The following is a 24,242-nucleotide window of genomic DNA, read 5'->3' on the forward strand; positions in this document are numbered from 1 at the left end:
TACGGTTACCAAAATTGCTGTTATGGAAATAAAACATCTTGGTAGAGGCAAGCCGGCTTACACAGACCTGTGAGGTAGTTTTGAAAACCTGTGAGGTACTTTTCTATGGCGAGAAGGGCGATTTTCTCGCTAAAAGTACCTCACAGCCCCCTTTTTTGAAGCAGAAAAGTACATCACAGGTGGCAAAAAGTACCTCACAGATCGGTGGATCTACCTCACAGCCTCATTTTTGAAGCAGGGCTTGCCCATATTCCCAAGGATACTCATAAGAAACACCCCACCGGTAAAAGCCGGCGGGGTGTTTATATGCTCTCTATCAAGACCTGCTTACTATAAAAGATTCCCTAAAGGATTGTTATCTAGTCAACAAGCGCCTTCTTGGCTACCTCAGCAAGGTCGGCAAATGCCTGCTCGTCAGAATACGCAATCTCAGCGAGAACCTTCCGGTCAAGCTCAACACCGGCAAGCTTAAGACCATGCATAAACTTGCTGTATGAAAGATCGTTCAGACGTGCCGCGGCGTTAATGCGCTGAATCCACAGCGCACGGAACTCGCGCTTCTTATTGCGACGATCGCGATATGCATACTGTCCGGAATGTTGTGCCTGCTCTTTCATACCACGGAACGTACGAGAGCGAACTCCGTAGTAACCCTTTGTACGCTCAACAAGCGTCTGACGCTTCTTGCGACCGGCCATTGCGCGCTTAACTCGTGCCATATCTCATCACTCCTTGTTTGTTATCAAATACTTGAGACGCACGTAGCCCTAAGCGCCAATGCGCTGAGAAACTACTGCTGTATCAGCAGCTGAAAGGACTGCTTCTTTGCGGAAGCCGCGAATACGCTTCTGCGACTTTTTGGTAAGAATATGGCTCTTAAATGCTTTCGCACGCATGATCTTACCGGTGCCGGTACGGCGGAAACGCTTTGCCGAACCCTTGTGTGTCTTCATCTTAGGCATACTACTTCTCCTTTGTTGCAGTGTCGGCGCTCTTTGCGTCGCCCTCGGGCTTCTCGTCAAACGCACCCTTGATTGGTGCTACGAGCATGTGCATATTACGACCCTCCATGAGCGGTTTCTGCTCAATGGTGGCATAGGGCTTAAGATCTTCGGCCAAACGATCGAGAACAAGACGTCCCTGCTCTGGGTGAGCCATCTCACGACCACGGAACATGATCGTAATCTTGACGCGCGCGCCCTTTTTCAGGAACCGAAGGACATGCCCCTTCTTAGTCTCATAGTCGCCTACGTCAATCTTGGGGCGGAACTTCATCTCCTTAACCTCAATTTTGACCTGGTTCTTACGAGCTGCCTTGGCCTTACGATCCTGCTCATAACGAAACTTGCTGTAATCAAGAATCTTGCATACCGGAGGCTCTGCATTTGGTGCAATCTCCACAAGATCCATTCCGTGCTCACGAGCACGCTTCAGTGCATCGTTCACACCAAAAAGACCAAGTTGCCCCCCGTCGGCATCAATCAGACGACAGGTGCGGCCAGTAATTTCCTCGTTGATACGAGGACCATCGTTCTTGGCTATCTTCTACACCTTCCCTTCATGCAACAGCTTGGTGCCGTCGCAATAAAAAACTCCCAAGCGCATACGCATCCGGGAGACAAACGAAGCAGGAAGGCCTGCAAACACATGAATTGTCCGACCAGACAGCTGCAATATGCGCCGTGTAGGTGGGGATCTACGTACAATCCCGCTTCAAAATACTTGAATAGAATACCCCGATAGGAGCATCTCTGCAAGTCACATTGCACATCCGTGAATTACTTTCACAGGATGCCGAGAAGTACACGAACTTGCAAGTACTTCTCACGCACAACTTGGTGCCCGAGGTGGGACTTGAACCCACACAAGGTTTCCCTTAAGGGTTTTTGAGACCCCCGCGTCTGCCAATTCCGCCACCCGGGCCAAAATATGTGCATAGGTACTATAGCAGTCTTACGCTCGCCTGTCTCGCAAAAGAAAAAGTTTTATCGAAAGGCTCACGCAAGAAACGGATTTTCTTTGAGTTCTTGGACAAACTCCGTCTGCTCGCCGTGTCCAGAAAGAATGAGAGACGTGGGGTCAAGCTCGCATTTGAGGCGCTGCAAGGAACAGGTGAGGGCCTCTAAATCTCCTCCATCCAAATCGGTTCTTCCAACAGAACCTTTGAACAGGGTGTCCCCCACAAACACCGCCCCTTTGGCAGTGCCGTCGCCCACAAGACAGATGCCGCCCGGCGTGTGCCCCGGAGTTTCCATCACATGAAACAGTGCCGTGCCAAATTCAAGCGTATCGCCTTCGGCAAGAAAACCATCCGGCTGAGGGGCGTTATCGTAGGCTGCATCATGTTCGGCGGCATGGCACGCGCGTTCGGCATCTTTTTGGTTGATACGATAGGTACCACCGGCAGCAAGCTTTAAGGCCTTTACGCCACCCACATGATCCGCATGTCCATGGGTAGCAATGATATATTTGAGGTTCAAATCATGAAGCTGTAAGGCAATCTCAGAACCCGAAGCACCTGGGTCCACAACCATACACTCATTGCCCGATACATAGATGTAGCAGTTGGTTTCAAGGGGTCCTACTCGAAAAATACCAATTTGATCATGGTGATGTCCGCAGCCTTTACCGCAGCAACCTTCCTCATGGTGCTCGCAGCAACCATCCTCGTGACCATGGTGATGGTGTCCGCAGCCTTCCCCGTGGTGGTGTCCGCAGCAACCATCCTCATGTTCATGATGCCCACAGCACTCATGCGTATGAGATGTATCTCCCATTACCCTTTTCTCCTCTTCATTTGATTGGCGCCTTCTCCTGGCATAATGCGCCGGGCATCGTATACCGACGGGACGCGGGCAACCGTTGCTAAGAGCGTATCCAAAAGACTGGCATCCGAAATTGCCACCAAAAAGCGCATCCGCACAACACCCTGTCCACCAACCTGCGTTGCTGCCGAAAGAATATTTGCGCCGGAATCAGAGAGAGCAATGGTGATGTCTTTCAAAAGACTGGTGCGATCGATTGCTTCAATCACAATCTCAACTCTAAACTCCGTTGCTCCTGAGGTGTCCCATGCCACGTCAATAATGCGATTGGCATTCTCTTTGCTTAAGAGATCCTGTACATTTGGACAGTTGGCCCGATGAACGGAAACGCCGCGACCGCGTGTTACAAACCCAATAATGTCATCCCCCGCAACCGGATTGCAGCAATGAGCCAAGTGGACCAAAAGATCAGAATCGCCCTTAACGACAACGCCACAGTTATTCCGTTTATGCCGAGCTCCCCGAGCAGTACGTGAGATAGCATATGCCGTGGTAAGCGGTTTGTTCTGAGAAATGGCCGCTTCTTTTGCGGCTTGTTTCTCGCGCTCACGTGCCGCCTGTGCAATGGCCTCAGGACTGCCCTCTTCCAGAATCTCACTGACCTTATTGACCACCTGAATAATAGAGCATTTACCGGCTCCAATACCGGCAAAAAGATCATCGATGGTATGGTAGTCAAACTGGCTCACGACTTTTGTAAGAGCTTTAACGGTACGCGTAGTGGAAATGCCATACCCACGTTTACGAAGCTCTTTCGCAAGCTCCGATCTTCCGCGCTCGGTATCGTCAGACCTAGATTCTTCTGCAAAGTACTTGCGAATTTTTGCCCGTGCGGAAGGGGTTTGAACCAGCGTCATCCAGTCGTGAGAAGGACGCGCGTTCTTGTTGGTTAAAATCTCAACACGGTCGCCCATCTCAAGGGTATGAGTAAGCGGCACTACCGATCCATTGACCTTTGCTCCCACACAGTGATTTCCTACCTCAGTATGCACCGCATAGGCAAAATCAAGAGGTGTAGCGTTACGACGCAGGCTCATAACCTCGCCTTTTGGCGTAAACACAAAGATCTCATGCTCAAAAAGATCAACTCTCAGATCGTTCAAAAACTCGTGCGGGTTATCAATATCGTCTTCAACGGCCCAATCAAGGCTTTTTCTAATCCAGTTAATCGTCGAGTTAATCATGCGGTCTTCTGACGACATCTGTCCTTTTGAATTGCCTTCTTTTTTATAAAGCCAATGAGCTGCAATACCGTATTCGGATGCCTCATGCATCTCTGCCGTACGAATCTGAATCTCAATGGGGCGCCCGTCAAGACCTATCACGGTCGTATGGAGTGACTGGTAGAGATTGGCCTTTGGCGTTGCAATGTAGTCCTTAAAACGACCGGGCAATGGATGCCACAGCGAGTGCACGGCACCGAGCACAGAATAGCAATCCCCTACCGATTGTGTAATTACGCGCAGGGCGATAAGGTCATAGATATCCGAAAACTCTCGTCCCTTACGAACCATTTTCTGATAGATCGACCAAAGGTGTTTGGGGCGACCGGTAATTTGGAAGTTTTCCAGCCCCACTGAGTTCAGCTCATCCGTCAGAGTTTTAATGGCCGCATTGGTATCGTCTTCGCGCTGCGCACGAGAATCCTGAACCATGCGAGCAATACGCTGGTATTCTTCCGGTTCAAGCCAGAAGAACGACAAATCCTCAAGCTCCCATTTTATTGACGATATACCAAGACGGTCGGCAAGCGGCGCATACACGTCCATGGTCTCGCGCGCCTTAAAAAGCCTACGATCCGGTGCAAGTGCCGCCAAGGTTCTCATGTTATGCAAACGATCGGCAAGTTTGATGATGACCACGCGGATGTCTTTTGACATGGCGAGAAACATCTTTCGCAGATTAAGTGCCTGTTTCTCGTCCATGGATGAAATTTCAATAGACGTGAGCTTGGTAACTCCGTCAACAAGATCTGCGACCTGCTCGCCAAAAAGATTCTTAAGTTCGGTAAGTGTAGCCGAGGTGTCTTCCACCGTATCATGGAGGAGTGCGGCACAAATGGTATCTTCATCCATGTGAAGGTTCTGAGCCAAAATAAGCGCCACTTCAACCGGATGGTTGATATATGGCTCACCGGAACGCCGGCGCTGATCCTTATGATAGTCAGCAGCAAACCTATAGGCTGCCTGCACCTTCTCACACGATTCCGGCAACAGATAATTTCTGCACGCACTTTCCAAAAGTCTAAAGTTATCCGCACTTGGAACCGACGGCTGCTTTGGCCTCACTTTGTGCACAGGCTGTCGTACCTCTTTTGCCTCACCCATATAAGACACCCTCCTCTCCATCAACAACAATACCAAATTCAGGAACAATCGGCTTATTTATGGCGCTTAGAAGTTCGTCTGCTGAAGCAGAAAGCGCCCACTGGGCAAACGAAGTAAACGCACTACGTGTTTTCAAGCCTTCAGCATACCGAGCTGATGACGCCAAATCCATAGAAGAAGCCTGGATATTCATCAAAATGTTACGCTTCTCATCAAATCCTTGCAGAGATAAGAGTCCAAGCTCAGCAAAGATGTCCAAGGCACAAGCCACAGCTCGCTCATCGCTTCTGTTTTTTGGATCAATCGCAAGCGCAAGTGCCGCAATTTCTTCATTTGTTGCACAGAGAAGTCGTCCTTCTTTTTGTGCCCGAGCAAACAATGTCATAAGCGCCCGATAGATAGGGACCAACACGGCGCGTTTTGGTGCTGCCGAGGATAAGATCCGTTCATTAATGCGCATGTCATGTGCATCAAAAAGCAGGTGAACGTAGGCTCGAGCGCCATCTCTTCCGGCACGACCTGACATTTGATTGTATGCAACACGCCCAAACGGAAGGTGGTAGAGGACAACATGACGAATGTCATGTATGTTAATTCCCTCACCAAACGCACTTGTTGCGACCACGCACGTAACCTCATTATTTCTGAACGCGCGCTCAATGCGCTTGCGTGTCTCATGCGCCAGTCCCGCATGATAAAACACAATCTTATGACCCATCTCAGAGACGGTGTGACGAAGCATACGGCAGACGGACTGTGCTTGCTCGCGAGAATTCACATAGGCAATGCACTTCTCGCCTGATGCAACAAGACACGTAAGGGCTGCTTCTCTGTCAGGTGCCTCTCTCATGTCTTTGAGCCGAAGATTATTTCGTACCGTTACGTCTTTAATAACGTCCTGTTCGGAGATGTTAAAAAGCCGACAGATTTCTTGCGCCGTTGCGGTTGATGCGGTAGCCGTTACCGCCAAAACCTGAGGATTACCAAGTTGATTAATACTCTTTGGCATATCCGCATACGCATGGCGACCCTCGGCAACCGCTTGACCGGCATGATGGGCCTCATCGATAACCACAAACCCAATACGCCCGCTTGCGGCAAATGCTTGTGTATGGATCGTAAAGAACTCGGGCGTGGTCAACACAACATCAATTGATCCGTCCGTAAGCGCCGAAAAGATTTCTCCGCGACGCTCTTGCGGCGTCTCTCCCGTAAGTACCACGGCAGAGGCACCGCAGGCAGAAAATTCTTCTTCAAGATGATGCGCTTGATCGTGCACCAGTGCCCGAAGCGGATATATAAAGACGCTTGCACGCTTGGCGAGAAGAGCTTCTCGCAAGGCATGGACATGGAAAATGAGCGATTTCCCTCTTCCGGTTGCCATGACGCAAAGACACGAATTTCCCTGTTCGAGCAAACTCAGTGCTGTCTTTTGAGCAGGCAGAAGTTGCCTGTTTCCAATGAGCATATTGCGAAGCCGCTCAGTCAAAGCAGCGTTTTCCAAAGACGCAAGTTCCGCTCGTATTGCCGTATTTTTGCAGACCAAAGGCTGTAACGGAGTTTTAGGTACTTCGGATACCGTCTCTTTGGGTGCGCCTTGAGCGACGAGCACCTGCGAGAGATCCTCAAAGAGATCTTCTTCATTCTCAGGAGTATCCCGATATAGGATATCTTTAACCATGAGCTTTGGTTTTGTACGTCCCTGCCATGTCTCGTTGACCGCTTCAAAAACTATGTCAACCGCACCGTCATAGTTAGCTGCAACATCAATATGCGGAGCTCGAAACATGATAGAGGCTACCGATGAAACTCCGTCTGATGCCATAAAACAAAGATGTATGCCACCGGCTCCCGCACGGTTGCGATTTTTCATGGTTACCCCTTGGACTGCAAAAAGAGGTTTTTTATTGCCCTGTCCAAACGGCTGTAGCACCTCAAGAGCATCAAGAGAGGCGGCATTTATTTCGGATAACGTAACAAGCGCCGAAACCTCTCCCGTTGATTCAAAATCCTTGGCAGGAAGTTGTGACAACACCTCAGAAAGACGGTGACGAAATTCATCGATCTTCTCCGCCTTAAGAGTCACGCCCACCGCTCCTTGATGGCCTCCAAAGCGGATCAGCAAATCGGAGCATTCTTCTACCGCATGAAAGAGATCGACCGATCCCACCGAGCGACCGGAACCCCGGGCAATACCTTCTTCGACAGTAAAAAGAATGCACGGCACATGGTATCGGTTAACCACCCGAGATGCCACAATACCTTTCACGCCCTCATGCCAGCCCTCTCCGGCAAGCACAATGGCACGTGCGCCGTCATACGTTTCTTGTGCTTGGAGCAGCGCTTCATTGGTCAGTTGCGATTCAATCGTCCGGCGGTTGGCATTGATTTCCTCAAGCTTTCCGGCCAAGACGGTAGCTTCTTGGATATCGTCAGAAAGCAAGAGGTCAAGCGCAAGCTCCGTTGAACCCATACGACCCGCGGCATTGAGCCGAGGAATAATGGAGAACGGAAGCTCATCGGCGCGAACCTCAGAGATATCTTGATTTGCAGCGGCCGCAAGAGCCACAAGACCGGGGCGCTTACCCGCGTGAATCTGACGTATTCCCGCAGAAACAAGAGCGCGGTTCTCGCTATTAAGCAACATCATGTCCGAAAGAGTTCCCAAAGTTGCTATATCAAGGTATGATCTCCACACCTCGGGTTTGCCAAGACGACGGCCAAGCTCGCATACAAGCTTCAGGGCCACTCCCGCTCCGGCAAGCTCGCGAGAAGGACACTCTGAGGTGAGTTTTGGATCAGCTACCGGCACCCCCTGCGGCACCAATTCAGCCGGCTCATGATGGTCGGTAACAACGACATCAATACCTCGCGCAACAAGCTCCTGCACTTCCTTGGCCGATGCAATCCCGTTATCAACGGTAATGATGAGATTGGGAGCTCCGTCCGCAAGCACCCGCTCAAGTGCCTTGACGGAAAGGCCATACCCCTCGCCAAAACGATGCGGAATATATGGCCTGACATCGGCGCCAAAGTCGCGAAGTGCCAACGTCAGAAGACAGGTAGAGCTCATTCCGTCAACATCAAAATCACCGAATACCGCAATACATTGATGCGTTTCAATAGCTTTCTGTACTCTATCGGCAGCTTCATTGAGGCCGGGTATGATACGCGGATCAAACCAATCCCTCTCAAGAGAAGGATTGAGAAACTTTTGAGCTTCCGCCACGGTTCTACACCCACGCGCCACAAGAACCCGTGCCACCAACGGATTGACGGAAAGTTTTTGCGAGAACTCCTGCTCAAGCTTGGGAACCTGAGGTAAAATATTCCAGTGCGTGCTTGAGGTTATACGAGCCATTCTGACCATCTCTTTTCTTTTTTAGAAGATGGTGCACCCCAAGTCATAAAACCGGTAGAGGGATACATACAAAGCCTTCTTTGGTCGTGGCCGGCATACGCCGACCGGGGCATCTTGGATGCCCGCGCGTGTTTATCGCTACCCATTGTACCCGCACTACGCAACGTACATTATTAGAAGTCTTTAACTCCTCCGGATTCCAGCCATTTTGTCACAAATTCACCATAGTTTCCCGCAAGAATTGCCTCACGTGCTTGATGCATGAGATTCAATAGGAAATAAATGTTGTGCATCGAGAGCAGCTCACCTGCGAGCATTTCATGCTGTCGAACAAGGTGATTGAGATATGCCCGTGTGTAGCCGCCCGTACACACCGGACAAGTACATGCACTGTCAATGGGACCACTGTCATGGACGTACTTGGTATTTTTCATGTTCATGCGACCTTGATACGAAAACGCCGTACCCATGCGCGCCGTTCTTGTAGGAAGCACGCAGTCAAACATATCGATACCCGCCGCGACGCTGCGTATCAACGTTGTCGGATTACCGACACCCATGAGGTAACGTGGCTTTGTACGGGGCATATAGTCTGCACAGAGCGGTTCAAGGGTCTCAAACATCACCTCATGCGGCTCGCCTACAGAATAGCCTCCGATGCCGTACCCCGGAAAATCTCCCGCCTGCTCCAAATGCTCAATCGAGCGGCGGCGTAAATCAAGATGCATACCACCTTGCACGATGCCAAAAAGTGCCTGATCAGGACGTGTATGAGCCTGATAGCAGCGATCGGCCCATGCACTTGAAAGCTCAACGGATCGCTCCACCTTAGTGCGCGAGGACGGATAGCCAACGCATTGGTCCAGCTGCATTACAATGTCCGCGCCAAGATTTTGGGCAATTTGCATATTGGTCTCGGGAGTCCACCACGACCAGGCTCCGTCATAATCGACCGCACGGAATTTTACGCCCTCATCGGACAGTTTCATAAACTGCTCATGAGAAAATACCTGAAAACCACCAGAGTCTGTCAGAATAGGCCCATCCCAACACATAAACGAGTGCAAACCACCCAACTCTGCGATAAGCTCATCGCCCGGTCGCTGGCTTAAATGATAGGTATTGGCAAGTAAAATCTTCGTTCCCAAACTTTTAACGGTATCGGGTAGAAGACCTTTAACCGTTGCCTTGGTACCAACCGGCATAAAAATGGGTGTTGGAATATCGCCGTGGGGCGTATGAAAAACACCGGCACGGGCATGCGTTGTTGGATCTTCGGCAACTATGTCATAGGTAAACCATGCGGGGTCTTTCTTGGAAGCCCACAGCTCTTGATGGACGCAATGAACTTCAGTGGTAAATTTGGATGTCGTAGTTTTTTCAGTATGCGGCATATACCTTTGCAACCTCACTCATAACACGCGGGGCGAGAAGAACTTCTCGCCCGATACCATAAACGCAATAAAAAATGGAAGTACACCTCAACCAAGAGCAGCTCAGATCGTGCGCAAGGCATCAACCAACGCCGTCTTTGACTCCGTTTTTGCATCTTTCATCTTGATGAGACGTGCAGGACTTCCGGCAACCACGGCATGCGCAGGGACGTCGTCGGTAACAACGGCACCTGCCGCCACCACGGCTCCCTCTCCTACGTGCACGCCTTCGATAACCACGGCATTGGCACCAATCAATACGTCATTCTCAACGATAACCGGCGTTGCCGACGCAGGCTCAACCACGCCTGCAAGAACGGCACCGGCACCAACATGACAGTGCTTACCGACAACCGCTCTTCCGCCAAGCACCGCGCCCATGTCAATCATGGTACCCTCACCGACAACGGCACCGATGTTGATAATGGCACCCATCATGATAACGGCGGAGTCTCCGATCTCAACATGTTCGCGGATAATGGCACCGGGCTCAATACGCGCGTTGAGATTTTTGAAGTCAAGCAGAGGAACACCTGAGTTGCGGCGGTCATTTTCGATGTCATAATATGCGATTTTGTCAGCGTTTTTCTCAAGCGTAAGCCCCAGCTCCGACCAATCACCAAAGACAATTTTTACGGAGCCCATCCCATAGACATGGGTATCCGCCCCAAAGTCAATGCACGCTCCGTCCTTCTCACAAACATAGACTTTGACCGGTGTTTTCTTGGGTGATGTTGCAATGTAGTTGATAATTTTTTGAGCGTCCGTAAGACTCTCCGTCTGCCTATTCAAAAGAGCCCTCCTCTTCTTGAAGCATAAGCTGATCAAAGGTATAGAAACCGTTTTTGCAGGCGAGAATTCTTTGGGCGCATGCCACTGCTCCATTTACAAAAATCTGCCTGCTATTTGCCCGATGCGTAAAACAAAGTTCTTCGTCTTGTCCAAAAAAATGTACTTCATGAGTACCCGCAACCGTTCCCCCGCGAAGCGCGTGCATACCAATCTCACCTTTTGGACGAGAACCCACCATCCCAACACGACCGTTTACCACACACTCGTCTCCTTCGGGATCAATGGCATGAAGGAGAAGCTTTGCGGTGCCGGAAGGCGCATCCGCCTTTTGGTTGTGATGCGTCTCAACAATCTCGATATCCCACTCGGAAAGAGCACGCGCCGCCTGCGTAACGGCTCGCCGAAGAACGGCAATCCCAAGGGAGTAATTTGCAGAATAGACTACGCGGGTTTTCTCGCCAAGCGAGCGCAGCTCAACCAAATCGGACTCGTCATACCCCGTTGTGCCCGAAACAAGAGCGGCTCCCGTACGCGTTACGTAGGCAAGAACATGTGGAAGAGCGCACGCGTTGGAAAAGTCAATCACCACGTCAGCGGCCGGCGCTTCCGTATCCAATTCCACACAGTTTTGCGCTCCGTAGCTGCCGATAACGTCAAATGAATGGTCGGAAAGCGTCTGTTTGATAAGGCTTCCCATGCGGCCTCTTCCCACGACGATTGCACTAGGCATGGAGAATACCTGCTTTCTTCAGTTCTGCGGCGAGAAGAGCCTTATGGGCATCGGTAAGCTTCCATAGGGGAAGACGGTAGTTCTCGCCCAGTAAACCCATTTCTGCAAGGGCATATTTTACCGGAATAGGATTGACCTCGCAAAAGAGTGCATGGATGAGGTCGAGGTTGGCAAGCTGAATCTCCCGTGCTTTCTGAGGGTTCCCGTCGTGCCAATATGCCACAAGATTGTGCACCGTTTGCGGCGCGACGTTGGACCATACGGAAATGACGCCCGAAGCACCCAAAGACAACAGCGGTGCAATCATGTCGTCATTTCCTGACCACAGCGTAAAGTCATCGCCGATATACCGCGCGATCTTCGTCGCATAGGCAATATCTCCGGAAGCTTCTTTGATGCCCCACGCATTTGCATGTTTTGAGAGACGTGCCACATTTGCTTCAGAGAGTGTACACCCGGTACGACTTGGCACATTGTAGAGTAAACAGGGCACATCCACACGATCAAGTACATACGAGAAGTGCCGGTAGATGCCCCCCTCGTTGGACTTGTTATAGTAGGGAGTAATTAAAAGAAGCCCATCGACACCTGCCTTTTGGAGCATCTTTGACTTGCGCATTGACTCAGCTGTTGCATTTGATCCCGCGCCTCCGATAATCGGAACACGGCCGGCGGCGCGCTCAACAACAGTACGGACAACTTCTACGTCCTCAGCGTCAGTCATGGTGGCGGACTCACCGGTAGTTCCCAATACCAAAAGACCGTCAATGCCCCCGTCTATCTGAAAGTCCACAAATCTTTCAAGCGCCGCAAAATCAACGTCGCCCTTCTCGTCAAACGGCGTTACCAATGCGGTAATTGCTCCCGTAAGGTGTGTTATATCCATTACGTCTCCTTTGTTTGTATAGGTCCTTGATGGAGAAGGCAAAACCTCTTGATCGTTACTTGCCCGTTACTTGCTATGCCTCCGGATGAGCAAGATCTGAAAAAGGTGAGCCGGGATAATCAAACGTTGCAAAGTAGTCTGCCATTGTCTCCGCACGGCGGATAAGCTCTACCGTCTTGTCCTCATGATAGAGCAACTCAGCCGAACGAAGCTTGCCATTGTAGTTATATCCCATCGAAAAACCATGCGCTCCGGTATCGTGAATAAAGAGCAGGTCACCGACGTGAACTTTGGGAAGTGCACGGTCGCGGGCAAACTGATCATTGTTTTCACATAAACCGCCAACGACACTATATACATGATCGGCGGGAACATCTTCAGATCCCATTACGGTGATGTGATGGTAGGCATCATAGATTGCCGGCCGCATCAGGTTTGCCGCACACGCATCAACGCCAAGATAGTCATGATAGGTAACCTTTTCATGGAGTACGCGGGTAACCAAGCCGCCTGCCGGAGCCAAAAGCCACCTGCCAAGCTCAGAATATATGGCCACGTCATCCATGTTCTCAGAGACAAGCACTTCTTCGTATGCTCTTCGCACTCCCTCGCCAATGGCGCAAACATCGGCGCTTGCTTCTTCAGGCCGATAGGCAACACCGATACCACCGGAAAGATCAACAAACCCTATGTGAATGCCAAGTTCTCTGTGCAGTCGCACGGCCAACTCAAAAAGAATACGGGCAAGCTTCGGATAGTAATCTTGCTCACGAGCATTGCTGGCAAGAAACGCATGCAATCCAAACACTTTTACACCGCGATCACGCAAGACTCGAAACGTTTCGAAAAGCTGTGCCTCAGTCATGCCAAACTTCGCATCCGCGGGGTTTCCGATGATGCCGTTTGTGGACTCAAAGGTGCCTCCCGGATTAAACCGCGCACAGATGCTATCCGGGAGTACGCCTCCAAGAGCAACGTCGAGTGTATCAAGCATATCGCCGCCGGCATCAAGATTGATAATGGCTCCCTGAGCGGCGGCTCGTTTAAAGTCTTCAGGAGGCGTGTCGTTGGATGAAAGCATGATGTTTGAGCCCGTTACTCCGCAGGCATCAGCGAGTACCAACTCCGTAGCCGTTGCGCAATCACACCCGCAGCCAAGATCGCGCAGTAACTTGATGATTGTCGGATTGGGGGTTGCTTTTATCGCAAAGAACTCTCGAAACCCGGGATTCCATGAGAAGGCTTTCTGCAAAAGGCGCACACGACGCACGATTTCCGCCTCATCATAAATATGAAAAGGCGTGGGATACTTTTTGGTAATGCGTTCAAGCTCATCTTTTGTTATAAACGGGTGCTTTTTCAACACTTTTCCTCCAAAGCCCTATAGGGTACGAAGCCGATCCACAAACCCGTGCAATCGAGCAAGTCCTTCTCGAAGTGTCTCCTCAAAAACCGCATAACTGATGCGTACAAAGCCCTCGGCACCAAAAAATACGCCAGGTACCAAAGCAACTCCTGCCTCTTCAATGGCCCGCAGACAGAATTCCTCACTTGAAAGGCCGAATTCCGAAATTCGAGGAAACGCGTAAAAAGCACCCTCCGGCCTTATCGTAGGCAAGGCCATCTTGGCGAGAGCGTCAAGGGTAATGTCTCTGCGTCTTTGGTACTTCTCGCGTGAATCAGACGTAGATGTTCTAAGCGCCTCACAGGCAGAGGCCTGTAAAAATGACGGAACCGATGAAACCATTTGCTGGTGCACTTTTGCGATATCGGCCGCAAGACTATCAGTCGTTGCCACCCAACCAAGACGCCAGCCGGTCATTGCCCACGGTTTAGAGAAGCTGTTTGTCACAATAATGCGATCCGCAAGCTGCGGATATTTTGCTGCGAAACGCGGTACGTCTTGCACGTAGGAAAGCTCCCGGTACACGTCATCGCAAATGACATAGAAGTTTTTCTCAGCGGCAACGCGCGCCACCGCATCAAGAGATTCATGCGAAAGTATGCATCCCGTAGGATTGTTTGGAGAGGTAAGCACTATTGCTTTCGTTTTCTTGGTTACTGCCGCCATAAGCGCGTCCAGACTGATTTGAAAGTCAGTCTGAACCGTATCAAGGACCACCGGAGTTGCGTGAAGAAGCGTGGTGATTGAGCTGTACACAATATAGGCCGGAGACGGAATGATTACCTCATCTCCCGGGTTGAGAAGAGCCGCGAGAGAAGCAAAAAGAGCTTCGGTTGCACCAACCGTTGTGATAACGCCCTCGGGAGTCACGGAAAACCCGCGCTCACGCTCCCATGCCGCAATGGCGTCCCGCAACTCCGGATACCCCACGTTAGGCGGATAATGCGTATTTTTTGCTTTAAGCTCCGCATCAACCAAAGCCGAAATGTTTTGCGGTGTGTCTTCCGCCGGCTCGCCGATTGTTAGCGATATGCAATCGGGATTTGCGGAGGCAAGCGCCGAGAAGCGTCTGATGCCCGATGGCTTAAATGCGTGAAGAGTTGAATTTCTCGTAAGTGACATATGCAGTCCTTCGCAACCAAACGTCAAAGTACGCGGTATGATTTAAGCATACGACACAAACGTTGCGGAGAGGTTGCCGGCACGTAAATTTTTGTATTTACAGGCGTATCTCCGCAATTGCGATCCGTCGATATGCTCGCCGTGTTCATGAGGAGGCTCAATGAAAAAGCACGTCTTACGCGTTTTAAAGGTATTACTTGGCATGGTAGTTGCCATTGCGCTTATCTTTGGTGGATACGTCCTCTATTTGCAGCTTAACTACTATCGTATTTCCGACAATACCGCCGTCACCAATGAGGGAGCCTCTCCTTCCACCACGCACATTGAGGTTGGTAAAGAGTACACCGCCTCAACCTACAACATTGGTTTTGGTGCCTATACTCCCGACTACACCTTCTTTATGGACGAAGGCATCATGGCCGACGGTACGCGAACCAAAGGTGAACACGGACGTGCCGTAAGTAAAGACTCTGTCGAGAAGTGCACTGAGGGAGCGCTGGGAACTATTGCCTCACTCAATAATGGAACAGCCCCTGATTTCATGCTCTTTCAGGAAGTGGACAGAAACTCTGACAGAAGCTATCACGTTAACCAAGTTCAAGAAACGGAATCAAAGTTCCCTCAAGATGCTTCCTATTTCGCGCAGAATTTCCATACCGGTTTTCTTGCGTACCCGATTCCTGAATTTCACGGAAGTGTGGACGCGGGTCTCATGACTCTCTCCAACGTCACAGCTGCAAAGAGCACGCGCCGAAGCTATCCCGTTGACCAGTCGTTCTTTGCAAAATTCTTTGACCTTGACCGCTGTTTCATGATCACGAGATATCCCACAAGTGATGGGCATGAGCTGGTACTTATCAATTCGCACATGTCTGCATACGATGCCGGAGGCACTATGCGCGCCAAACAACTTGCCATGCTGAGAGAAGTTCTTACGCAAGAGCGCGCCAAAGGCAATTATGTTATCGCCGGCGGGGATTGGAACCATGCGCTTGCAGGATCTCTTTCTCTGTATCCGTCTGACCAGCAAGTCCCTGACTGGGTCGCCGAGCTGAAAGACTCTGATTTGCCGGAAGGATTCTCCGTAGTTAAGGCTGACAACCTCGCAGACGTTCCCAGCTGTCGTGGTGACGATATCCCCTATACCAAAGGTCATACCTACACCACTACGGTTGACGGTTGGATCGTTTCCGACAACGTAAAAGCTCGGGCGGAAAACATTGATACCGGCTTTGCGTACAGCGACCATAATCCCGTACTTCTGCGCTTTACACTCGGTACGAACGCACAGTAGTTAAGGTGGGAACGCTCGGTAACCGGAGGCACGAACGCGCAATAGCAGGAGGCGCAGGCACGCAGTAGCTGAAGTTCGAGTGCATAGTAGCCGGACTTTTGCGTTTTCTGCTTAGCGTAAGCATACGGTCATCAAAAGAGCAATACCCCATCAAATTCCATGCAAATGTTGTAATTACAACGTTCTTCTCGGCACAAACGTGACAAACTGCTGTTGAGTAAAAAGTCAGCCTTGGTGGACTCTTGAAAGTAAACCGGGGTAGACTCTTTATGGATCACCGATATATTCATTGCTTCCTGAAGCTTCTTGAAAGGAGTTCTCATGCAAAACATGATTGATTTGGATAAATCCGTATACGAAATCTGCACAAAGTTCCCCGCCATTAAAGATCTTATGGCAGAAAACGGATTCAAAGAGATTACCGAACCTGGTCGTCTGCAAACCATGGGCCGCTTTATGACGATTCCCAAGGGATGCGCGCATAAGGGCGTTGATCTTGAAGAACTAAAGGACGTCTTCCGAGCTCACGGATTTATCATCAAAGGTGACGACGTTGCTGCAGACAAGTCCTCTGTTGCTACGGTGGAAGCTCCTGTTGCTCCAGGTGGGGCCCCTGCTACCCCAGATGAAAACCCCATTGCCACAACCCCTGAAGAGCGCAAGGCTCTCATTGCGCAGTATCTGGAGCGCCTCAACGACGGTGAGGATATCGAGAGCGTTCGTGAAGACTTTGCTCGCAACTTTAAGGACGTTTCCGGTGGTGAAATATCCACCGCCGAGCAGGAACTCATTGCGGGAGGCGTTCCCATGGAGAAGGTTCTTCGCCTCTGCGACGTTCATGCCTCGCTCTTTGAAGGTCATGTTTCCTGTGCACACACCGGAGCAGCCGGAGCGGTTGAAGAAACACCGGGACATCCCGTATGGACCATGCGTCAGGAAAACGATCGCATTATGGCTTTTATCAACGATCGCGTAAAGCCTGACGTCAAACGCACCCGCATGCTCACCGAAGCCTCTTCTGCGGCAGAGCGTGAAGGCATCGTTGCCATTTTGAAGGCCGACATGGAAGCGTTTGATGAGGTGTTTATCCACTATAAACGCAAGGAAGAGCTGCTCTTTCCTCATCTTGAGCGCCATGACATCACCGGTCCCTCTAAGGTCATGTGGGGCAAAGATGATGAGGTAAGAAATGCCGTGCATGGTGCTGAAGCTCTGCTTGGAACCGCCTACGGTGAGTACGATTCCCAGCTTTTAGCAGGTGTTGCCGACTACCTTGATGAGGCCGTTGAAGGCACCCTCTCCATGGTGAGCAAAGAAGAAAACGTGTTGATTCCACTTTCCCTCGAGCATCTCTCGGCAACCCAGTGGACCCAGATCGCCTCGGAGGAAAACGAGTTCGGTCACGCGTTTGGCGTCACTCCTCCTGCGTGGCACGCAGATCCGCTTGAGCTTGCAAACGATAAGCTGAACGAGATGGAAGCTACCGCCTCCGGTGAGAACGCAGAAAACTCCTCTGACACGCGCACTTCTCAAGATGAAACAATCCGTCTGTCTACCGGCGAGTTTACTCTCGCACAACTCGAAGCTGTGTTTGCAACCATTCCTTTGGACATTACCTTTGTGGACGCCAACGACAAGACCTGCTACTTCAGCCATGGCGATACCCGCGCTTTCCCGCGCCCCAAGAGTTGTCTTGGCCGCGATGTGTATGACTGCCATCCACCCAAAAGCCAAGAAGCAGTACGCCGCATCTTAACCGAGTTCAAGAGCGGTAAGCGCGACGTTTCAGAGTTTTGGTTCAAGGCCATGGGTAAGTTCTTGTACGTCCGCTACTTTGCCGTTCGCGATGAGGAGGGCAACTACCTCGGCGCTCTTGAAACCACGCAGGATATCGGACCTATCAAAGCACTTGAAGGCGAGAATCGCCGCGGATCTGATGCATAAAGGTACTTGACTCCACCTTGAATTTCATATGCTTCAACAGCACGTTCTTCTCGCCGCGCGTATAGCGAGAAGGGCGTGTTTTCGACTATTAGTCCGTATGCTTGTCGACATCAATCCTGGAAAGCAATATGGTTAACCTGCAATTTTTGTATCAAGAATTAAACACACAATAAACTGATTTGTGCTGCTTGCAGTACTTTTCGAAATGTGGCTCAAATTTGCTATTTACTGGTGGTTTTAGTCGACAAAAGCGATGTTTAGTGGTGGTTTTTCCGGGATTTGAGCGTTTAGTGGTGAATCAAATCACCCGTAAACGCTCAATTTGGCACCAATCCGCTGCCTCATATGAAAAGCACAACTAAAGCAAAACAGCTGCCTGCGGATTTGCAATTCATGCAAATCACGGAGAAATCCACTTTGAAGTTTTGTGCGTTAAAACCGAGAAACTCTTGCATTCCAAATTGCAGGCGAGAACTCCTTGGAATGAAACCTTCAATCTTGGCTACAATAGTCACGAATCATCGACCAAAGGATTGTTATGTCACCATCAACACGCACTTCTCGCGACACCTTCCAAAGCGCATCTCGCAGTACATCTCGGCATACTCAAAACTATGCATACGCCATCGTTGCGTCATGCATAGCCATTATGTTTTTCCCTTGTGCCATTATTCTGACCTGCTTTGGTATATTCATTACGCCTGTCACGCAGTATTTTGGGGTCCCAAAAGTCAGCTTTTCACTCGTATTTTCCGTCATCTGCCTCACGATGATGGTTGCACTTCCCATCACGGGTCGGCTGCTAAAAAAATACAGCATGCGCACGATTCTTACGATAGACACGCTTCTTTGTGGTCTTGCATACGGTGCCATGGGATTGGTGCAGGCAGTTTGGCAGCTCTATATCTGCGGCATTGTCATTGGAATTGGTCTGCCAGGCCTCATCTTTTTAGCCGTGCCAACGCTTATAGGAAATTGGTTCTCCAAACGAGTCGGATTTTTTACCGGTCTGTGCTTTGCTTTTACCGGCATCGGCGGTGCTCTTTTTAATCCCATTGGTTCAACGCTCATCGCAAGCGGCTCCGACGGCTGGCGTATGTGTTATTTCATCTTTGCCGCAATCATTCTTGCATGTACGCTGCCTTTTACCTTCTTCGTTGTTCGCGACAAGCCCTCTGATCTTGGACTTCTTCCCATGGGCTCAGACGAGAAGAACGTCGAAGCCAGCGCCTCTACCGACGCCAAAACCGCCACCGAGAGCGCACACGCACAGTCAAACCTTGACGATGGCATCTCGGCACACAAGGCGCTCCGAATGCCGTCCTTCTTCATGATTGGAGCATTCTACGCCCTCATTACCTTAAACCAGCAAATCTCGCAGTTTTTTCCCAGTTACGCAGCCACATTTGCCGCTACGGCACCTGAAATCGCCACTGCCGGAGGCCTTATCGCCGGTGCCGTTATGGTCGGACAAGCCGTGGGAAAGGTAGTCCTTGGCGCTCTTAACGATACCTCTGAGAGAATCGCTTGTTTTGCTGGCGTTCTCTGCGGCGTCGTTGGTCTGGTACTGCTTTGGCTCAAGATAACCGCACTTCCCATTATGCTTCTCGGAGCGGCTCTTTTTGGCGTGGTATATGCCATGACCACCGTTGAGACGCCTATCTTGGTTCGTGCGGTTTTTGGCAACAAAGACTACACTATCATTTACTCCCGGATTGCCATTGTCAGCTCGCTCATGTCCGCAATCGCACTGGTAGTATGGAGTCTTATCGTCGATGGCTCGGCCGGTGGATACGATATCCTGTTTGGCCTTGGTTTTGCCCTCATGCTCAGCTGCTTGATCTTGGCTCTTTTTGCGCTCAGGAATGCACACTGGGCAAACTGCACGCGATAATTTCAAACAGAAACTTACTGACGTACCTCAAAAGCATCCGCTTCAGAGATGACTACGTCGGCATTATAAAATGCGAGAAGCGCCCGTATTCCTAAGACCGTATCGTGCGATCCCGTGGTCTCAAAAACGGAATGCATGGCAAGCTGCGGAAGTCCCACGTCAACACCATGTATGCTCACGTGCATATTGGAAAGATTGCCTAAGGTTGATCCTCCCGGCATATCACTGCGATTAGCAAAAACCTGGTACGGTATGCCATTGGTCGATAAAATCTCCTCAAATGCAGCGCGACTGAAGGCATCGGTGCAGTACGACTGACGCGCCGCCTCTTTGATAACAATACCTCCGTTGAGGACACACTGATTGACCGTGTCGTACTTCTCGGGATGTGCTGGGTGCACGGCATGAGCATTATCACAGCTCACCAACATTGAAGCTGAAAGAGCCCGGTGCAAATCTTCTTCGCCCAAACCAAGCGCTCCGTTAATGCGGCTAAGAGTATCACGTAAGAAAGTAGATAGAGCCCCTTGTTTGGTGTTGGAGCCCACCTCCTCGTTGTCAAAACACGCATACACGGAAATATCGGCATCATTGTCAGACGCGAGAAATGCTCTCAGCGCAGCATAAGCTGCCTGTAAATCATCCAAGTGCCCGGCAGACACAAACTCATCTTGAATACCCCAAATACGACCTCCCGTATGGTCGGCTAAAAAGAGATCCCAAGAAAGAACATCCTCCTCATTAACTCCGGCCTCCTTGGCAACCATACGTTTAAACGAACCTTCTGAAAGCTCGCCTGCCGAGAAGAGCGGCATGAGATCAACGGATCGATTGAGCTCGGGAGTCAATCCCGACGCATGATCCAAATGAATAGCCAGACTGGGGATAAGCGCGACATCGCGCGTAATGTTAATCAGACGAGACTCTATCCGGGCACCACTTCTGACCAGCACACGACCTGCAAGCCCAAGTGGCCTGTCAAACCACGTATGGTCAATCATGCCTCCATAGGCTTCTACCGAAAGGCGCAGCATCTTTTGTGCACTCTGTACCTCAGGCACTGCCTTCACCTTATAGGAAGGAGAGTCGCCATGAGCTGCGGCAATTTGAAAGTGATACGGCGCCCCTTGATACGTCGCTCTCCGGCATGGCGCGTCTGTATTGAACTTCTCGCCCACCTTCCACGCAATGACGGAAGAATTATTTCTCACGGTAAAATAGCAACCGCCAGGAGAAACATTCCATGTGGCACCCTCAGAAAGATAGACAAATCCCGCCTCTTCAAGACGATTGCGAATGGCGTTTGCCGTATGGAACATTGAAGGGCTCTCATCAATAAATGCAAGTAAATCGTGGGAAACTGCAAGATATTCTTCTGTCAGTGACAACAAGACCACTCCTTAGCATTTTGATATTTGCGTTAAGCCTAGCACGTAATCATACCTTTTACGTGAGAGGAAAAGAAATTCGCGAAGCTCATACATTTCTCCCATGGCAATGCACTACCCTAGTATTTGAAAAAGAATTTGTGCCGGAGCAAAATAAGTGCCCATGCGCAATAAGTGCTCACGTGTCACTCGTATCGTAAGGTAGGTGTTATGGAACTCAGTCAGGCAATAGAGCATGCGAGTGCATATCTGATACCGGGATTTTTGAACGACGATGCCACGCTCACGGCGGAGCGTCTCAAAAACGAAGACGCTCTCAAGACACTCCTTGATGCCTGGAATGCCGCTCCAAAAGACAGTCTTCCGTTTTCTTTTGATCTGGTACGCCAGCTCGCCGACCGTAATCGCGAGGTTTGTGACCTCTATGGTTCCGAGCGCCTGCGTAATGTCAATGGAGTGTCGCTTGCGCGCGGACTTACCATCGAGGACACCGCGCGAGGAGTAGCAAAATTACAACACCGACGTGAAGCTGCAGTCATGAAAACGGCAGGACCTACGCTTGCCGATCTTGCCCTCGCCTATCACGAAAAACCGGTTTCAGGCACGATTTTGGGTATCGACATCGAGACAACTTCTCGCTTCCCCGATCAAGGCTACATCATCAATATAGGTTTTGAGTTCTGGAATCTTGGTCCTGAGACCGTTCCGGTGGATCCTCATGCGGCATACTTCGGCATGCCGGAGCTTTATCGCGAGAAGGGCGTTCCCCTGAGCGAAATCCATCATATTACCTGGCAAGACCTTGACGGTAGACCATTGTTCCGCTCAGATAAAGCCGCTCAAAAAGCGCTGCTTACCGCAATGAAAAAAGTTCCGTTCATGGCTCATAACGCTGCTTTTGAAGATTCCTGGTTCATGTTGCACATAGACGGATATGCCGAAGCTCACAAAGAAGGCAAGATCGTCCCCATCGACACGCGTGAAATCTGTCGCCGCCTTGATCCGGAGTTTCGCTCTCTTCTCCCTGCGTCAAGACCTGCAAGTCTTGAAAACTGGGCACGCAGACGTGGAACGCTTGCGGCTCATGAGGTCGAGCAGCACCTTGGTCTTGACGATGTTGATCTTATGATTCGCACCGTACAGGCGGAACTGAACGAGAGGAATATGTTCAAAGCCTCGTGACACATTGCGGCCGCTTGAGCTATATACTTGTTTGGTTGTTTATTATGTCGTCATGCAGCACAAAATTGGCTGTATATATTTGACTCTTCGGACTCTCGTGCTGAAGATGTCAGCTGTTAGGAGGAGCCTTGTCTCAAAACAAGCAGGTCCGTGTACGCTTTGCCCCCTCGCCCACCGGAAAGCTGCATATAGGAGGCGCGCGCACCGCTATCTATAACTGGGCGTTTGCGCGAGCCAACGGTGGAACCTTTATTCTGCGCATCGACGACACCGATCCCGCCCGCTCCACTGACGAAAATACGCAAATCATCCTGCGCGCCATGCGTTGGCTTGGTCTTGACTGGGACGAAGGTCCCGACAAGGGCGGCGATTTTGGCCCGTATGCACAAACCGAACGCCTTGAAATTTATCGTAAGGCCGCACACAGCCTGTTGGCAGAGGGTAAGGCATATCCGTGCTTCTGCACGCCGGAAAAGCTTGCAGCGGATAAAAAGGCAGCAGAAGAGCGACATGACTCATTCCAAGGCTATCAACGTACCTGCAGAAACATTGATCCCGCAGAAGCTCAGGCACGCATTGAGGCCGGCGAGCCCTACACCATCCGCATCAAGGTACCACTCGATCGCGGAGACGTTATCGTTCACGACGCGGTCCACGGCGACGTTACCTTCAATGCCCGTGAGCTCGATGATTTTATCATCTTCCGTTCTGACGGCACGCCTACCTATAACTTTGCAACCGTCGTTGACGATGCCTTGATGGGTATCACACACATCATCCGAGGCGACGATCACCTCTCCAATACTCCCCGTCAGATCATGGTATATGAAGCTTTGGACGCACCGGTACCTGAGTTCGCACATATTTCCATGATTTTAGGTCCCGACGGCAAAAAACTTTCCAAACGCCATGGTGCCACCTCCGTTGAAGAGTATCGCGACGCAGGCTACCTTTCCGATGCCTTCGTCAATTACCTGGCGCTTCTCGGCTGGTCGCTGGACGGAGAAACCACCATTGTCCCGCGCGACGTCCTTGCTTCTCAGTTCTCGCTCGACCACGTTTCAAAAAACCCCGCCAAATCAGATCCCGAGCGGCTCAACTGGATAAATGCTACCTACCTCTCGGTCATGGACAATAAAACGTTTTCCGTACAGGTTCTTATCCCGGAACTTGTCTCCGCAGGCCTGGAGCCCGTTTCCGATACGGAAACCGATGCGGAAAAAATCTATGCCACACGTCCCGCCTGGTATGATCTGCTCTCTGAGATTCTTAAACCTCGCACCACCGTTTCCCCTGATGTTGTGGAGAAATCCCGCTTCCTCTACGAAGGCGCCGAGGTTACCTTTGACGAGAAGAGCGTCTCCAAGAGTCTTGCAAAGGACGGAGCTGTCTCCATTCTTGAAGCGGCACATGCCGCACTTCTGCCCGTTTCCGAATGGACTCCGGCAAACATTGACGCGGCACTTGAGGTCCTCCCCGAACAACTCGACCTCAAAAAACGTGTGGTTTTTCAAGCAGTTCGCGTTGCCGAATGCGGCAACATGGTTTCCCCGCCGCTTGGAGAATCCATGGCGCTTCTCGGCAAAGACATCGCTCTTGCACGACTTGAAAGAGCCCTTAAAATAGCCCAATAACGCGCAGATAATTCGCATTTTATAT

At 50.7% G+C, this 24,242-nt stretch carries 18 protein-coding genes and 1 tRNA gene; 5 read left to right on the forward strand and 14 right to left on the reverse strand.

The window, feature by feature from the left end; genetic code table 11:
• Nucleotides 1–359 precede the first annotated feature (359 nt).
• From rplT to ATORI0001_RS01630, 13 genes are all read right to left on the reverse strand, one after another.
• Nucleotides 360–719 (reverse strand): 50S ribosomal protein L20, encoded by a 360-nt coding sequence (rplT, locus tag ATORI0001_RS01570; RefSeq protein ID WP_003148425.1) that lies wholly within the window; start codon nt 717–719, stop codon nt 360–362.
• Nucleotides 720–767: 48 nt separating this feature from the next.
• Nucleotides 768–962: a 50S ribosomal protein L35 gene (gene rpmI / locus ATORI0001_RS01575; RefSeq protein WP_003148451.1), complete on the reverse strand. Its 195-nt coding sequence runs from the start codon at nt 960–962 to the stop codon at nt 768–770.
• Nucleotide 963: 1 nt separating this feature from the next.
• On the reverse strand, nt 964–1,542 hold the full coding sequence (gene infC, locus ATORI0001_RS01580; RefSeq protein ID WP_050768503.1) for a translation initiation factor IF-3: 579 nt from the start codon (nt 1,540–1,542) through the stop codon (nt 964–966).
• 294 nt (nt 1,543–1,836) lie between these two features.
• Nucleotides 1,837–1,923: transfer RNA gene (locus tag ATORI0001_RS01585), tRNA-Leu, on the reverse strand.
• Nucleotides 1,924–1,997: 74 nt separating this feature from the next.
• Nucleotides 1,998–2,777, reverse strand: coding sequence for an MBL fold metallo-hydrolase (locus tag ATORI0001_RS01590; protein WP_050768504.1), 780 nt, complete (start codon nt 2,775–2,777; stop codon nt 1,998–2,000).
• A complete protein-coding gene (locus ATORI0001_RS01595) occupies nt 2,777–5,152 on the reverse strand; it encodes a RelA/SpoT family protein (protein WP_003148706.1) in 2,376 nt (791 codons plus the stop codon). The genes ATORI0001_RS01590 and ATORI0001_RS01595 overlap by 1 nt, the downstream gene beginning before the upstream one ends.
• A complete protein-coding gene (recJ, locus tag ATORI0001_RS01600; RefSeq protein ID WP_003148505.1) occupies nt 5,145–8,513 on the reverse strand; it encodes a single-stranded-DNA-specific exonuclease RecJ in 3,369 nt (1,122 codons plus the stop codon). Before recJ ends, ATORI0001_RS01595 begins: the two co-directional genes overlap by 8 nt.
• Nucleotides 8,514–8,686: 173 nt before the next feature.
• The gene (tgt, locus tag ATORI0001_RS01605; protein WP_003148395.1) at nt 8,687–9,907 is read right to left on the reverse strand and encodes a tRNA guanosine(34) transglycosylase Tgt; all 1,221 of its coding nucleotides are present in this window, start codon (nt 9,905–9,907) and stop codon (nt 8,687–8,689) included.
• A gap of 102 nt (nt 9,908–10,009) precedes the next feature.
• Complete coding sequence (gene dapD / locus ATORI0001_RS01610) at nt 10,010–10,738, reverse strand: 2,3,4,5-tetrahydropyridine-2,6-dicarboxylate N-acetyltransferase (protein WP_003148569.1); 729 nt, start codon at nt 10,736–10,738, stop codon at nt 10,010–10,012.
• Nucleotides 10,731–11,468: a 4-hydroxy-tetrahydrodipicolinate reductase gene (gene dapB, locus ATORI0001_RS01615; RefSeq protein WP_003148725.1), complete on the reverse strand. Its 738-nt coding sequence runs from the start codon at nt 11,466–11,468 to the stop codon at nt 10,731–10,733. The genes dapD and dapB overlap by 8 nt, the downstream gene beginning before the upstream one ends.
• On the reverse strand, nt 11,461–12,354 hold the full coding sequence (gene dapA, locus ATORI0001_RS01620; protein WP_003148223.1) for a 4-hydroxy-tetrahydrodipicolinate synthase: 894 nt from the start codon (nt 12,352–12,354) through the stop codon (nt 11,461–11,463). The genes dapB and dapA overlap by 8 nt, the downstream gene beginning before the upstream one ends.
• Nucleotides 12,355–12,427: 73 nt before the next feature.
• On the reverse strand, nt 12,428–13,720 hold the full coding sequence (locus ATORI0001_RS01625) for a diaminopimelate decarboxylase family protein (RefSeq protein ID WP_237755882.1): 1,293 nt from the start codon (nt 13,718–13,720) through the stop codon (nt 12,428–12,430).
• A 15-nt stretch (nt 13,721–13,735) separates the two neighbouring features.
• Nucleotides 13,736–14,881, reverse strand: a complete 1,146-nt coding sequence (locus tag ATORI0001_RS01630) for a pyridoxal phosphate-dependent aminotransferase (RefSeq protein WP_003148684.1) — start codon at nt 14,879–14,881, stop codon at nt 13,736–13,738.
• A gap of 160 nt (nt 14,882–15,041) precedes the next feature.
• On the opposite strand from ATORI0001_RS01630, the gene ATORI0001_RS01635 reads away from it, so the two are divergent.
• The 3 genes from ATORI0001_RS01635 to ATORI0001_RS01645 all read left to right on the forward strand — a co-directional run bounded on the left by ATORI0001_RS01635 (nt 15,042) and on the right by ATORI0001_RS01645 (nt 20,013).
• Nucleotides 15,042–16,175: an exonuclease/endonuclease/phosphatase family protein gene (locus ATORI0001_RS01635; RefSeq protein WP_003148315.1), complete on the forward strand. Its 1,134-nt coding sequence runs from the start codon at nt 15,042–15,044 to the stop codon at nt 16,173–16,175.
• Nucleotides 16,176–16,496: 321 nt separating this feature from the next.
• A complete protein-coding gene (locus ATORI0001_RS01640; protein ID WP_003148151.1) occupies nt 16,497–18,119 on the forward strand; it encodes a DUF438 domain-containing protein in 1,623 nt (540 codons plus the stop codon).
• Between the two features lie 538 nt (nt 18,120–18,657).
• A complete protein-coding gene (locus ATORI0001_RS01645) occupies nt 18,658–20,013 on the forward strand; it encodes an MFS transporter (protein WP_003148301.1) in 1,356 nt (451 codons plus the stop codon).
• A 14-nt stretch (nt 20,014–20,027) separates the two neighbouring features.
• Here ATORI0001_RS01645 and ATORI0001_RS01650 read toward each other — a convergent pair whose 3' ends face one another.
• Nucleotides 20,028–21,401 (reverse strand): M18 family aminopeptidase, encoded by a 1,374-nt coding sequence (locus ATORI0001_RS01650; RefSeq protein ID WP_003148417.1) that lies wholly within the window; start codon nt 21,399–21,401, stop codon nt 20,028–20,030.
• A 210-nt stretch (nt 21,402–21,611) separates the two neighbouring features.
• Here ATORI0001_RS01650 and ATORI0001_RS01655 point away from each other — a divergent pair, with 210 nt between their 5' ends.
• Both ATORI0001_RS01655 and gltX read left to right on the forward strand, forming a co-directional pair.
• Entirely contained in the window at nt 21,612–22,583 is a 972-nt protein-coding gene (locus ATORI0001_RS01655; RefSeq protein ID WP_003148568.1) for a 3'-5' exonuclease, read from the forward strand.
• Between the two features lie 128 nt (nt 22,584–22,711).
• Nucleotides 22,712–24,217 carry a glutamate--tRNA ligase gene (gltX, locus tag ATORI0001_RS01660; protein WP_003148666.1) on the forward strand — a complete coding sequence of 502 codons (1,506 nt, stop codon included), beginning with the start codon at nt 22,712–22,714 and terminating at the stop codon, nt 24,215–24,217.
• Nucleotides 24,218–24,242 lie beyond the last annotated feature (25 nt).

Source organism: Lancefieldella rimae ATCC 49626 (assembly GCF_000174015.1).
GTDB lineage: Bacteria > Actinomycetota > Coriobacteriia > Coriobacteriales > Atopobiaceae > Lancefieldella > Lancefieldella rimae.

Bases quoted from the DNA above. Each gene is read 5' to 3' on its own strand.
- rplT (WP_003148425.1), bottom strand. From the start codon at position 719: ATGGCACGAGTTAAGCGCGCAATGGCCGGTCGCAAGAAGCGTCAGACG.
- rpmI (WP_003148451.1), bottom strand. From the start codon at position 962: ATGCCTAAGATGAAGACACACAAGGGTTCGGCAAAGCGTTTCCGCCGT.
- ATORI0001_RS01590 (WP_050768504.1), bottom strand. From the start codon at position 2,777: ATGGGAGATACATCTCATACGCATGAGTGCTGTGGGCATCATGAACAT.
- ATORI0001_RS01595 (WP_003148706.1), bottom strand. From the start codon at position 5,152: ATGGGTGAGGCAAAAGAGGTACGACAGCCTGTGCACAAAGTGAGGCCA.
- recJ (WP_003148505.1), bottom strand. From the start codon at position 8,513: ATGGCTCGTATAACCTCAAGCACGCACTGGAATATTTTACCTCAGGTT.
- tgt (WP_003148395.1), bottom strand. From the start codon at position 9,907: ATGCCGCATACTGAAAAAACTACGACATCCAAATTTACCACTGAAGTT.
- dapB (WP_003148725.1), bottom strand. From the start codon at position 11,468: ATGCCTAGTGCAATCGTCGTGGGAAGAGGCCGCATGGGAAGCCTTATC.
- dapA (WP_003148223.1), bottom strand. From the start codon at position 12,354: ATGGATATAACACACCTTACGGGAGCAATTACCGCATTGGTAACGCCG.
- ATORI0001_RS01630 (WP_003148684.1), bottom strand. From the start codon at position 14,881: ATGTCACTTACGAGAAATTCAACTCTTCACGCATTTAAGCCATCGGGC.
- ATORI0001_RS01635 (WP_003148315.1), top strand. From the start codon at position 15,042: ATGAAAAAGCACGTCTTACGCGTTTTAAAGGTATTACTTGGCATGGTA.
- ATORI0001_RS01640 (WP_003148151.1), top strand. From the start codon at position 16,497: ATGCAAAACATGATTGATTTGGATAAATCCGTATACGAAATCTGCACA.
- ATORI0001_RS01645 (WP_003148301.1), top strand. From the start codon at position 18,658: ATGTCACCATCAACACGCACTTCTCGCGACACCTTCCAAAGCGCATCT.
- ATORI0001_RS01655 (WP_003148568.1), top strand. From the start codon at position 21,612: ATGGAACTCAGTCAGGCAATAGAGCATGCGAGTGCATATCTGATACCG.